The organism is Pseudonocardia sp. EV170527-09 (genome assembly GCF_008369905.1).
Lineage (GTDB): Bacteria > Actinomycetota > Actinomycetes > Mycobacteriales > Pseudonocardiaceae > Pseudonocardia.
This window is the reverse complement of the sequence record NZ_VRMC01000119.1, coordinates 1-12145: the sequence shown is the minus strand read 5'-3', so window position 1 is coordinate 12145 and position 12145 is coordinate 1. Positions and strand designations below refer to the sequence as shown.

The window sequence follows — 12145 nt, the reverse complement described above, 5'->3', positions numbered from 1 at the left end:
GGGGGCCGCAACGCCCGATCCGCGCGCCACTGGCGTCGGGCCTCTTCGGGAACCCCGCTCGTCTTCACGCCCCAGTCCTTCGTCGCCACTGCCGAACACCTCCACGATCAGAGGTGTTGCGACGACCAGTTGAATTCGCCTTGCGCTCCTGCGTCGGAGTGACACCGCAGCCCGTCCAGGCGGGTGCCGCGTGACCAGCGGGCCATCTCGATGGCGTCGAGCACCATGCTGGTACGCATGTGCGAGGCGACGCGCCACCCGACGATCGTGCGGGAGAACGCGTCGACGATGAAGCAGACGTAGGCGACTCCGGCCCCAGGTCGGGACGTAGGTCAGGTCGGTGACCCACAGCTGGTTCGGGGCCTCTACCTGGAAGTGACGTTGCACCAGGTCGGGGTGCCGGGCGGCGGCCGGATCGGGCCGGGTGATGCGAGTCTTCTTCCTCCGCCGCACGCCCTCGATCCCGGCCACACGCATGAGCCGGGCGACCTGGTCCCGCCCCACACCCAGGCCGGCGCGATGGGCTGCCCTCCAGAGCTTGCGGGCTCCGTAGACGCGGTAGTTGTTCTCCCACAACGTGACCAGCTGGGGCGTGAGCTCCGCGTCCCGGCACGCCCGGGCCGAGGGCGGACGTGTCTTGGCGGCGTAGTAGGTGCTCGGGGCCAACCTGCAGGACCCGGCAGATGGGCTCGACCCCGAGTGGCTTGCCCTCGACCACGTCGTGGCGGTGGGCGTCGATGAACACGACTACCTGCGATGCTGGCGGTCGAGCTCCGCCCCGAAGAAACTCGCGGCCCGCTTGAGAATCTCGTTGGCCCGGCGCAGCTCGCGGACCTCCTGCTCCAGCTCACGCACCCGGGCGGCCTCGTCGGTGCTGACACCGGGAGCGTGGCCGTCGTCGATGTCGGCCTGGTTGACCCACAAGCGCACCGACTCGACCCCGTAGCCGAGCTGCTCGGCCACCCGCTTCACGGTCCCGTGATCGTGGCCCAACTCCGCGCGCAGGGTCCGGACCATCCGCACCGCGGCGGCCTTCTCCTCCTCGGAGTACCGACGCGTGGTCGGCTTCCCCGGCGACGGCTCTCTCGGCATGGCTCCATCCTCGTTTCCAAGTTCAAGAGCCTCCACCGAGCCCAAGGGCGAGTCAGATCCCGCCAAGCAGTGAGGCGTTTCGTACTGTTCCGTAACAACGGAACGAAACACAAAACGATTGGCACAACGAAACGGAGCGCCTACCCTCGGCTGCGTGACCGAGGAGCCGACACCCACGCAGGCCGCCGAGCCGGGCGCAGGCATTGACGACGCCAAGGCCGCCATGTGCGGGTCGAAACGAACCGACTGATGGCCCGTCATGCTGGACAGCAGCGACGCCACCGCATCCGCCCCGGGGGCCATCTCCTGGCCCCATGAGTCGTCGAAGTAGCTGCACAGGGCCGTGGCCGTGGTGACGCCCATGTGCCGGGCCACTGTGTCGATCCGGTCCCGCAGACCGTGCTCGATCACCGGCGGCGATACCCCGATGCCGTGGGAGCGGCAGGTCTGGGCGAAGTCGTCGAGGAGTCGCTGCAGCTTGTTCGACCGGCGACCCGTCTGTCCCATGACGACACCCTCCCACCACTTCGGGACTGCCCGGGATCAGGCCCGGCCGGATGCGTCAGGTACTCGCGGTGTCCTCGCCGATGTCGGCCAGGCGTGCGTCGAGGAAGTACTCCCACCAGTACTCCGGGCGGCTCGGCGGGGGTGGGGTCTCCGAATCGAGTAGCCGCGGTCGGTCCGGCGCCGCGCCGTAGCTCGGGTCGTGGCCACGCAACGGGGGGAACTGCGCCGGCAGGTAGCGCGGGCGAGCCGCACCTCCCTCGTCGGTCAGCGCCGGCGGGGCCTGCCCGGCGGACGCGGCCTGCTGTGCGGCGTCGTCGTACTGGCGTCGTTCCTCTTCGGTCAGGCGGTGCTTGCCCGGGGCGCACTCGCGTCGGTCGATGGCCACCGCGAGGTTGGTGATCGCGGCGGGGAGCCACCGCACGTGCCACTCGGCCACCAAGTCCGGTCGGGCCCCGGCGCCGCTGGAGGCGATGTAGAGGGTGCGCAGCCACGCGAGCTCGCGCACCGCGCGCGGGTGCACCGGCCAGCAGTCCGGCAGCTCAAGTCGTGTGAGCTGGTAGTCGTTGGTGAGCACCTCGGCGACGAACCCGGCCAGGGTGTCCCATGCGGCGTGTTTGTCGGCGTGATCGAGCTGGGACCACCGCAGCGCCGGGGTCAGCGACAGCGCCTCATCGGCGGCGTCACCGGCGCCCGCCGCGGCGGCCTCGACCGCGCCACCGAGCGCGGCGACGCCGTGTTCGACGTCGTCGAGCCGCGGGCTCATCCGGGCGAGGATGTCGGCGATCTCGGCGACATGGCCGGCGGTCTGTTCGCTCTTCCGGGTCGTGGTGTCGAGCTGTCGCTGCACCTGGCGCAGCTGCTCGCCGACCTCCAGAGCCCACGGTCGGGCCCTGCCCGGCGCGGGCCGTTCCCCATCCGGTGGCGGTGCGGGGCCATCGCTGGTCACAGTGACCGTTCTCCTCTCGTCTGAGCGACACGGCGGCGGTGGCTGGTCCGGCGCGCGGGCTGCGCCGGACCAGCCAGAAACTAGGCCGCCGCCCGATCCGGTCCCTGTACGGCGGGAGTAACGGCCACACGAGCCGCAATGGGGCCCTGCGCGATGATCGCAGGTGGCGGGCGCAGGTCAGACCGTTCCCACACCGGGCTGATCCGCACCACCGTCGCCGGCGTCGCGCGATGGATCAGCAGCGCGTGCCACTGCGGGATCGTGCGTGCCCGGTCGACCGGGCACACCCGCACCTTCTCGTAGCGCTCCTCACCCCCGCCGGTAGGGACCGGCTCGTGCCGGTCCCCGCACAGCACCGAGGCCTTCTCCAAGTCCTCACGCAGCGACAACCCACCGAAGATCACCTTGGCGTTCGTGGCGTTCCAGATCGTCTCCCCGCCCCGTGCCCCCCAACGCTGGGCGAGCTGGGACGGCGACTGCACCGCCCACTCGATATGGATCCCCCGGCCACCGGCGTCGGCGACCCAGCGATCCAACGGCACCGGAGTGATCAACGCGGCCTCATCGAGGAACAGACCCAGCGGCGGATCCAAGCGCCCCTTCGGCCGCGACGACGCGACCCGCTTGGCCGTCTCAAACAGATGCCCAGTCAACGCCGCCAGCAACGGCGCGATCGAAGCATGCTCGCGGTCCGAACCGACCACGAACAACGAACCACGAGAACTGACGAACTGCTCGGCGTCGAGTTCCTGGCCGCCGCCACTACCGGTGACCAGGGCGGCGACCTGCGGATCGGTCATAAACTTCACCGCCTCGGACAAGGTCATGAAGATCGAATCGCGTGTCTTGCGGGCATCGGTGGACAGGACCTGACGCAGAGCGTCCAGCGTCCCCTCCGGGACCCGCCCGTCAGGGTTGCGCCCCAACACTTCCAGGGCCTGTCCGGCTCCCCCGCTGCGCGCATCACTGGTCGGGGAGAACACCCACCGCGCCACAGTGGTCATGTCCCGCCCGGACAGATCCGCGGCCATCAGCAACGCGGTGAGCACGCTGACCGACCACTGGTCCCAACGATCACCACCGTCCTCGCTCGACGACACACCGCCCACCATCAGCCCGGCCCGGACCGCCGCGATCTGCGCGTCCGCACAGCCCGACACCGGCGACCACCACACCGACGACCCCAGACCGCCGAGCTGCTCGGGATTGAACAACCACACCGGCCCCTGCTCAGCCCGGCGCCCGGCGCAGAAGTTGTACAGATCGGGCTTGGTCGAGGTCGCCACCAGCGGACCGTCGTGATCAAGGATGTGGTGACCCATCAACGCCGTCTTACCGGTCTGCGGCGGAGCCACCAACCCGATCACATCCCGATGCGGCGCATAGCAGTCAGTACCGATCACCGGACCGACCACCGAACGACCCAGCCACGTCCCGCACCGCCGCACCGGCAGCCGCTCCACCACCCCGGCCGCCAGCACTCCCCCGGCCCCTGGCTGACTGACCTCCACAGTGACGCTGGGCCGGGTCGCCGCAGCGGCGAGGCGCACCGCATGCGCCGACAGGTGCCGATGCAGATCCCACCACCCAGCCCACCCCTGCACGCCGAAGCCGGACCGCACCCGGGCCCGCTCGGTATGGGCATACGCCGCACGGCCAGGCGGGATCGCCAGCACCGCACCACCGACCACCGCCAGGACAGCGCCCGTGGCCACGACCATCACCTCGGGAAGAACCAGCAAGCCCACCCCCAGCGCCAGCCCCGTCACCGACACCACAACCGGCAGGGCCTGGCGCCACAGCAGCAGCGCTGCCGCGCCCGCGATGACCCCGCCGACCACGGTCGCCACGACCGCCGGACCACACAGCAACACCAGGCCCAGCAGCAGGCAGCAGGCAGCGCCCACCTGGGCCAGCCCCCGGGACAGGACTCTCGCCGACCGCTCGCCGAGACCGGCCCACACCGCGGACGACACCACCGACCGGACCAGCGGCAGCAGAACCCACCACCACACCCGGCTCAGAGCCCGCCGCATCGAGACCAGCACAGCGGCTCCCCGCTCCGCAATCTCTGCGCGGGAGTCGAGGCGTCCGTCGCCGGCCGGGGCCGGCCGGTGCTGCTCGACCTCGACGGCCGCGGGGACCTCACGGCCCGGGTCGACGCTGTGCAACTCGGTGAAGTTCATGCGCCCACCTCCAGCAGCACATCGCGATCGGTACCGACAAGAACCAGAGCACCGGCCCCATCGGACGAGCCACCCTGCCCCGGGGCAGCAGCAGCCACACCTGCAGGCGGCCGCTGACCGTCGGAATTCTCGGTTCCCGCCATGCCGAGCTGACGCTCGGCTTCCTCGATATCACGGCGCCCAGTGCGCGGCGACTGGCCGAAGATCGCGCCGACCTGGGAGCCGGTGAGTTCCACCGACGGGACCAACCCACCCCGGATCAGATCCTTCACCTGCTCGACCCGGGTTGCCGGGTCCGCGTTGAGGAGATCCCCACGCTCCCAACGAGCCCCACCTCCCGCGCCGACCACCGAAAGCGCCCGCGGGTCGGCATCAGCAGCCCCGAGCGCCGCCGCAACCTGCGGCTCAACTGCGCCGGCCACGGCCGGGTTGGCCGGGGCGATACCCGCCGCTGCAGCGGCCTCAGCCACCGTCACGGGGCCCTCTCCCGAGGCCGCTGCAGCGGCCTTCACCGCCGCGGTGAGACGATCACGGAGCTCCGGCGCAGCCTCGGTCGCGACGAACACGACCAACGGCGGCACCGAGTGCAGCAAGATCTGCCCCGGCTCCAGCGCGCCCCACACCTTCCACGTGTTCATCGCATACGTCGCACCCAGAGTCGCCCAACGGGCCCGGCGAGCCCACACCGGCGTCGACAGCTGCCACCGCGACGTCGTCTGCTCCGCCAACACCACCGCGACCAACACCAACGACACCATCGGATCGAGCAGCCACGCCGCCCACCAGCCCGCAGACCATAGGTCCTTCCCCTCGGCCCCGAACTCCTGCACGTTGGTCATGCAGAACGCCATCCCGAGCACGATCCCGGTCCACATCAACCGGTTCACCTGGCCCCGGACACGCTCCACCTGCAACGCCACCACATCCGGATGCGTCGACAACGCCCGCACCTGCGCCGAATGCCCGGCCTCGGCAGCCAGCACAGTCGCACGCTCCCGCAGCGCCCGCGCGGACTTACGCGGCCACATCGAAACCACCCGAGGAACGGACGGGCGAACTCGCGAGCCGCGACGCGCGGGCACGAACGGCGCGCCGCCAGCTCGCAGCCTCGCGTCGGGACCGGTGCGAGTCCTGCTCTGCCGACTCCGGCGGAGTCGCGGACTCCACTGCACACACACGGCATGGCACGCCAGCTGGCACGGTCAGCGCTGCCGGGGCGATGATCGCGCCGCAGAGTGAGCGATACCGCCCCAGAACACGACCGGCGTTGAGCTCATCCCCCGAAATCTCGTGCTCCAGCCCGTCCGCAGCCGCTGTCATGCGCGCGGTGTCTACAACACCAATCGGTCGCCCGGCACCGGCGGGGTATCCAGACCGTCCATGGGCGGTTCCTTCGACGACAACGAACGGGGCCCGCGCGTAGCGATGGCGTTTGGAGCTCGGGTTGAGACGTGGTCCCTGGTCGTTGTTTGCCATCCTTGACATGGGTCGACTCCTCGAGGCTGTGAAAGCTGGGGCTGTCTGATCCACGCCTCGGCCGGTGTTGCCACACCGGCCGAGGCACCCCCGCGAGGCCGCGGAGGTATGTATTCCGTGTGACATGGAATCTAGCAGACGAAGTGTCCGTATTCCACGTCAGATTGACTTCTCGTTGGGACTCGCGGAGACTCGACGCGACGACGCGATCGAGAGGAGCCCACTCGTGCGAACAGTCCTGCGCAACGCGGCCTGTCCGGTCGGCAAGCAGTGTCCGGAGATCGCGAAGGTCGAGGAGGGCTACGAGATCGTCGGGACCAACATCCCCGATCCTCGCCTGCCGGAGCATGAGCGGCGCGTACGGGTCCCGGCGACCATGCTCCCGGAGCTCGATCCCCTGGAGATCGACGACTTCGAAGCTTGGCTGGACGCCCGCCGCCGGACGCCGGGCGACATGTTGCGTGTTCAGACGCTGACCGCTTACTCGGCCCCAAGCGATGACGCCGATTTCGCTGGCTACCTCGGTGGAGCCCCCGGAGCCAATCAGTCCTCACCGGGAGTCGTTCTTCCAGGAGCTCCGGGATGACCGCGCCCGCGGCCGCGTGTGGCGCAACCTGGTTGTCCTCCGAGGCGAACCCACGGACTACCAACGGTACGCAAACGAGTGGGTCTACGTTCAATCCGTGCAGGCAGGCCAGGACGTTCGAATCTTGGACCTCAAGGAGAGCGCGGGGGCCGCTCTCCTGCTGCTGACCGGTGACTTCTGGGTTGTGGAGAGCCAGCACGTTGCGCTGGTCCGCTACGACCAGGACAACGTGCATCGAGGAGAGGTCGCCGCCGACGACACAGCTGCTACGGGTTATATCGCTGCAGCGGAAATGGCTTGGGCCATGGCTACGCCATTCACGAGCTGGTACGAGAGCCACCCGGAGTACCGGCGTCAGCAGCTTGTTGCGTAGCTGGACTGTCAGGGGGGCCTATGGCTGAGCGACTTCGTGGCGGTGACGCTTTGTCTCACCGGCTTCGCGAGCTGCGCGCGTCGCGAGGACTCCGGCAGGCTGATGCCGCGCGTGAAGCCGGAATCAGTCAGTCTCTTGTTGCCAAATTTGAGACCGGGCGCCAGGTCCCAAAAGTGGAGCAAGTCCAGGCACTCTGCCGTGCGTATCGAGCAGGCCGGGGTGAGGAATCCGTCCTTAAGGGAATCGCAGCCGATCTCCGCGAAGAAAATAAGAGGGTCGTGCTCCGCCGGAGTCCTGTACCGGCTCAGAAACGTATAGGTCGAATCCAGGACGTCTCGGCCGTCCAACGCACCTTCTCGCCTAGTGGCCTGCCCGGGCTCCTACAAACCCCTGACTACGCAAATGCTCTGTTCAGGGCGGGCCGGCCGGCGGACCCGGAGGCCGAGGAAGCCGCCGAGACTCGCTTGGCGAACCAGTCCGCGCTCGAAACCGATCGACAGTTCCATTTCGTTCTCCCGGAGGGGTCACTCGGGTCGGCTCTGCTGCCTCCCGATGGAATGGCCGCGCAGATGGACCACCTCGTTGAGGCGGCAGCGCGGCAGAACATGCAGCTCGGGATTATCCCCTGGGGGCGCACGATGCCCGAACTACCATTGAACTCGTGGACGGAGTTCGACGACCGCCTCGTTATCGTCGGAACAATGACGCGAGTGGCGCATCTGACTGGCCGTGGCGACCTGGATGAGTATCGGCGCCTGTTTGATGAGCTTAACAGCCTTGCTGTCTACGGGGATCAAGCTGCGTCGATCTTGACCGATACGGCGGATCGATACCGTGCGATACAATGATGAAGAAGTCGGCGCCGAACGCGAGGAGAATTTCGCCACCGCGAACAAGCGATCCAATGGAATGCCGTTTACGACTCAATCGGACCGTGCTCAAACTGAGCCAAGTGGGGTTATTGGTGATCTTCCTGGTTGATCCGCAGACCGGCCAGCAGGTCGCGGCTCCAGGTGCGGTCCGGGCCGTCGCCGGCGAGCTTGCCGTGCTCGGTGAGCCAGTCGAGCGCGGGTTCGAGCTGGCGGCTGAGGCGCCGGCGGCGCGGCTCGCCGAGATGAGCAGGGCCGCACCGGCCGGAGTGCAGCAGCGCGTCGGTGACCGGCGCGATCACGCGGACGATGTCGCGGTCGGGTTGCTGGGCGCGGATCGCGGCGGCGATCCGGGTGCGCAGCTCGTCGCGGTCGCCGTCGTGGACCTGGTCGACGGGGTGGATCGGCAGCGTGTCGATGACCCGGTGCCACAGCCGGCCGTGCACGGAGTCGGGGGACCGCCGCGGTCGGACCGGCTTGTCCGGGATGGTGCCGACGACCCGGCCCCGGACGCCCACCCGGACGGGGCACCGGCGGTGGTCGCAGCGATCGTCTGCCCGGTTGAGATCATGGCGGCCTGGGCCGGGCGCAGGACGGTGGCTCGTTTGGTGCCGACCGCGAGCCGCCGGAGCGCCTCCGGGCTGAACCGGAGCACGAAACCCTTCTTCACCTGAAAAAACGCCCTTTCTCGCGGTCGGTTCGGCCCGCCGGTTCCTGATCTTCGGAGACTGCTGATCGCCCCTGAGAGGCCCCGGGCCGGGTCGGCGGGTGGTTGGGGATGGTTTCGGGGGCGTTCGGCCACTGTGGGCGACGCCAGGTCGCGTTCCGGGGCCTTCTGGTCCGTCTGGATCATAGCTGGGCCAGGTCGGCGAAGCGGCTGTAGTGCAACTGCTGGGCGACGGTGACCGTGGCCGTCGGGCCGCCGCGGTGCTTGGCCAGGATCAGGTCGGCCTCACCGGCGCGGGGCGAGTCGTCCTCGTAGACCTCGGGGCGGTGGACCAGGATCACGACGTCGCTGTCCTGCTCCAGCGCGCCAGATTCACGCAAATCGGACAGCATGGGGCGCTTGTCCTGGCGCTGTTCGGGGCCACGGTTGAGCTGGGACAGCGCGATCACCGGGACCTCGAGTTCCTTGGCGAGGATCTTCAGCTGGCGGGAGAACTCGCTGACCTCGACCTGCCGGTTCTCCGCTCGGCTGCCGGAGGTCATCAGCTGGAGGTAGTCCACGACGATCAGGTCCAGGCCGTGCTTGGCCTTGATCCGGCGGGCCTTCGCGCGGATCTGCGCGACGGTCGAGGTGGCCGTGTCGTCGATGGTCAGCGGGCCGCCGGTGGTGATGCGGTCCACGGCGTCGGCGATCCGGTCGTAATCGGCGGGCTGGAGGGTGTGCGGGGTCTTCATGTCGCGCAGGCGCAGCTTGGCCTCGGCGGAGATGATCCGGTCCCGAAGTTCGGCCTCGGACATCTCCAGCGAGAAGATCACGCTGGACTTGCCGTGCTTGACCGAGGCGGTGCGGGCCATATCCACGGCCAGGGTCGACTTGCCCAGGCCGGGGCGACCGGCGATCACGATGAGCTGGCCGGGCTTCCACCCATCGGTGATCGCGTCCAGGTCGAGGAACCCGGTGGGCAGGCCCGGCTCGACCCGCCCGGCCTGGACGTCGTCTAGCCGGGACAGCCAGTCCGCGTGCCCGTCGGCGAACAGGGTGTAGCCGGAGCTGTCGGCGCGGTCGTCAACCACGGTGTCCAGCGCGGACTGGGCGCGATCGAGGATGTCAGCGATCTCCGCACCCTGGGCACCGGCGTAGCCGAACTGCTGGATCCGGATGCCGGACTCGATCAGGCGCCGGAGGGTGGCCTTCTCGGCGACGATCTCGGCGTAGTACGCGGCGTTCGCCGCGGTCGGGACGGTGGCGATCAGGGTGTGCAGGTACGGGGCGCCGCCGGTCCGCTTCAGCTCGCCGCGCCGCTCCAGCTCGGCCGCCACCGCCACCGGATCGGTCGGGTCGCCCTTGCCGTACAGGGCGAGAATCGCCTGGTAGACGGCCGCGTGCGCGGGCCGGTAGAAGTCGCCGACGTTCATCGACTCGGTGACCTCGCCGATCGCGTCGGTCGAGAGCATCATCCCGCCCAGCACGGACTGCTCGGCGGCCATGTCGTGCGGCGGCATCGCGGCGTTCTCGTAGTCGAAACCGGGGTCGGCGATCATCGCGCTGGTCATACTGGTCTCCAGTTCGTGCAGGTCAGAGGGGTGATCAGGCGGCAGGCGGAAGGCAGTCCGGGCAGCGTTGCTCCCGGCCGTCGGCACCGGTGACGGTCCGGGCGCTCGGGTACGTCTCGCCTTCCTCAGCGCGACAGGTCGAGCAGGCCGGAAGCACTGGCTTCGCCGTGGCGGCCTCCGGCTCGGAACCCGCGTCCTTGCCCTGCGTCACGGGCGCACCGGGAAGGGGCAGCGTGTCCTCGGCCAACGGCTCGGCCTCCAGGCGGCGCAGCCACTCACCGAGCCTCTTCGGCTCGAACGCGCGCATGACGTACACCGGCCCCTTGGCCTCGGCCAGCGCGTGCCGCGCCACCTCCGTGGCCTGCCCGAGCGTGATGCCGTCCCGAGCGATCGCCGCGCACATCGCGTTCTGGACCTGGTCAGCGTCATGCCGCATGAGCTGGTAGTTCGTCACACCCAGCTTGACCTTCGCCCACTTCTTCCACGGCAGCTGCTGCACCTTCTCGCGCACCGCAGCAACCGCGCTGGCCTCCAGGCCCGTGGCGGGCGGCTTCGCCGTCCCGCCCGGCACGGGCTCGATCGATCCTTCGATCTCTCTTCCAGAGATCGAAGATCGATCAATCTGAATGACTACGCCAGATCCTGCGTCTATAGTCTGACCTGCGGTTTTGTCGACCAACCCGCCTGATTGCGCGTCTTGGTCGTTGCTATAGACGCCAGATCCTGCGTCTATAGTCTGACCTGCGGTTTTGTCGACCAACCCGCCTGATTGCGCGTCTTGGTCGTTGCTATAGACGCCAGATCCTGCGTCTATAGTCTGACCTGCGGTTTTGTCGACCAACCCGCCTGATTGCGCGTCTTGGTCGTTGCTATAGACGCCAGATCCTGCGTCTATAGCCTGACCTGCGGTTTTGCCGATGAACAGGACGCAGGTCGAGTCGCGGTCCGGGTCATCAAGAGCTCGCTCCAGCTCGGCGTGCGTGCGAGGTCCGACGTAGTTCGCCGCTGGCTGGGTGAAGACGGTGAACGTGTCGGCCCTGCGTCCCCGGCCGACGCCGGCGTAGTGGCGCTGGATGCGGAGAAACCCGATCAACTCCAGGTAGTCGAACAGCCAGCCGGTCTTTGTCGCGTCTCCCAAGCCGCATCGACGGGCGATCCGGTCACGGTTGAGCGGGGCTTCGGCCTCACCCTCGGTCCGGAGCCGGTCAGCGATCAACGCCTGCACGGCGGGGAAGACGGCGTTGGCAAGCGATGCGGTGATCCCCGCACCATTCTGGCGCATCGGCGGTTGTAGCCGCACGCAGGCGGTGATCCAGAACGGGACCGAGGCGTCGGTGGGGGAGTCCCCCGCGACCGCCTGGGTGCGGACCGCGCCGGGCTGCTGCGCGAGTTCTGCGCTGCTCTTCATGAGTCGTGCTGCTCCTAGTCGATCATGTGGAGCACCACGTCACCGTGATGGTCGTCCCTGAACTCCGGAGTTTGGGAGTCAGGTGCGGTACCATCAGTCAAGCCTTCGGGGCTCCTCACGGAGTCCTTCGGTCGCGTTCGTGGGGGTGGTGCTCCACGTGACGCGTTGTTGGTGAAGTGGTGTTCCACTACCTAACGAAGCCCTCCGCAGAGTCCTGGGCAGGAAAATCAGCGGGGGGTTTTCGTCCGTCTTGGGGGCGTTTCGCAGTGGCGGAGTGGTGGCGTCGCGGCGAACGTCAGAACACGTCAGGACCTAGGTGTGATGTCCAGGGAGGTTGGTCAGCCTGGTGACTGGTGGCTGGCCGCCGATGGCGGAGTGAGCGCGGTGGTGATTGTAGAAGTGCATCCAGCCGGGTAGGGCGTCGTTGCGTTGGCGGGTCGACTCATAGAGTCGGGCGTAGGCCCAGCCGTCGGCCAGGGTCC

Annotated in this window: 10 protein-coding genes and 1 pseudogene; 3 read left to right on the top strand and 8 right to left on the bottom strand. The window is 68.6% G+C overall.

All coding sequences use genetic code 11. The features are described from left to right. Positions 1-140: 140 nt before the first annotated feature. From FVA95_RS25455 to FVA95_RS25440, 4 genes and pseudogenes are all read right to left on the bottom strand, one after another. Positions 141-1092 (bottom strand): annotated as a pseudogene (locus FVA95_RS25455) (IS3 family transposase); the annotation flags it as partial. A 562-nt stretch (positions 1093-1654) separates the two neighbouring features. Next, positions 1655-2545: a hypothetical protein gene (locus tag FVA95_RS25450; RefSeq protein ID WP_149666399.1), complete on the bottom strand. Its 891-nt coding sequence runs from the start codon at positions 2543-2545 to the stop codon at positions 1655-1657. 80 nt (positions 2546-2625) lie between these two features. Next, positions 2626-4731: a type IV secretory system conjugative DNA transfer family protein gene (locus FVA95_RS25445; RefSeq protein ID WP_149666398.1), complete on the bottom strand. Its 2106-nt coding sequence runs from the start codon at positions 4729-4731 to the stop codon at positions 2626-2628. After that, positions 4728-5714 (bottom strand): hypothetical protein, encoded by a 987-nt coding sequence (locus FVA95_RS25440; protein WP_240051725.1) that lies wholly within the window; start codon positions 5712-5714, stop codon positions 4728-4730. The genes FVA95_RS25445 and FVA95_RS25440 overlap by 4 nt, the downstream gene beginning before the upstream one ends. 719 nt (positions 5715-6433) lie before the next feature. Between FVA95_RS25440 and FVA95_RS25435 the strand changes: the two genes are divergently transcribed. Genes FVA95_RS25435 through FVA95_RS25425 form a run of 3 tightly spaced genes read left to right on the top strand, consistent with a single transcriptional unit; the run spans position 6434 to position 8014 of the window. Further along, the gene (locus FVA95_RS25435; RefSeq protein WP_149666396.1) at positions 6434-6793 is read left to right on the top strand and encodes a hypothetical protein; all 360 of its coding nucleotides are present in this window, start codon (positions 6434-6436) and stop codon (positions 6791-6793) included. After that, positions 6705-7166, top strand: coding sequence for a DUF6879 family protein (locus FVA95_RS34040; protein WP_368667363.1), 462 nt, complete (start codon positions 6705-6707; stop codon positions 7164-7166). Before FVA95_RS25435 ends, FVA95_RS34040 begins: the two co-directional genes overlap by 89 nt. A 20-nt stretch (positions 7167-7186) precedes the next feature. Next, positions 7187-8014, top strand: a complete 828-nt coding sequence (locus tag FVA95_RS25425; RefSeq protein ID WP_149666394.1) for a helix-turn-helix transcriptional regulator — start codon at positions 7187-7189, stop codon at positions 8012-8014. A 110-nt stretch (positions 8015-8124) separates the two neighbouring features. Here the strand turns inward: FVA95_RS25425 and FVA95_RS25420 are convergent, their stop codons facing one another. The 4 genes from FVA95_RS25420 to FVA95_RS25405 all read right to left on the bottom strand — a co-directional run. After that, entirely contained in the window at positions 8125-8553 is a 429-nt protein-coding gene (locus FVA95_RS25420) for a hypothetical protein (RefSeq protein ID WP_149666393.1), read from the bottom strand. Positions 8554-8884: 331 nt separating this feature from the next. Next, entirely contained in the window at positions 8885-10255 is a 1371-nt protein-coding gene (dnaB, locus tag FVA95_RS25415) for a replicative DNA helicase (RefSeq protein ID WP_149666392.1), read from the bottom strand. A 34-nt stretch (positions 10256-10289) separates the two neighbouring features. After that, positions 10290-11663: a hypothetical protein gene (locus FVA95_RS25410; protein ID WP_149666391.1), complete on the bottom strand. Its 1374-nt coding sequence runs from the start codon at positions 11661-11663 to the stop codon at positions 10290-10292. 312 nt (positions 11664-11975) lie between these two features. Further along, on the bottom strand, positions 11976-12145 hold a 170-nt coding region (locus FVA95_RS25405), incomplete at its 5' end, for an integrase core domain-containing protein (RefSeq protein ID WP_149664027.1).

Bases quoted from the DNA above. Each gene is read 5' to 3' on its own strand.
- FVA95_RS25445 (WP_149666398.1), bottom strand. From the start codon at position 4,731: ATGAACTTCACCGAGTTGCACAGCGTCGACCCGGGCCGTGAGGTCCCC.
- FVA95_RS34040 (WP_368667363.1), top strand. From the start codon at position 6,705: ATGACGCCGATTTCGCTGGCTACCTCGGTGGAGCCCCCGGAGCCAATC.
- FVA95_RS25425 (WP_149666394.1), top strand. From the start codon at position 7,187: ATGGCTGAGCGACTTCGTGGCGGTGACGCTTTGTCTCACCGGCTTCGC.
- dnaB (WP_149666392.1), bottom strand. From the start codon at position 10,255: ATGACCAGCGCGATGATCGCCGACCCCGGTTTCGACTACGAGAACGCC.
- FVA95_RS25410 (WP_149666391.1), bottom strand. From the start codon at position 11,663: ATGAAGAGCAGCGCAGAACTCGCGCAGCAGCCCGGCGCGGTCCGCACC.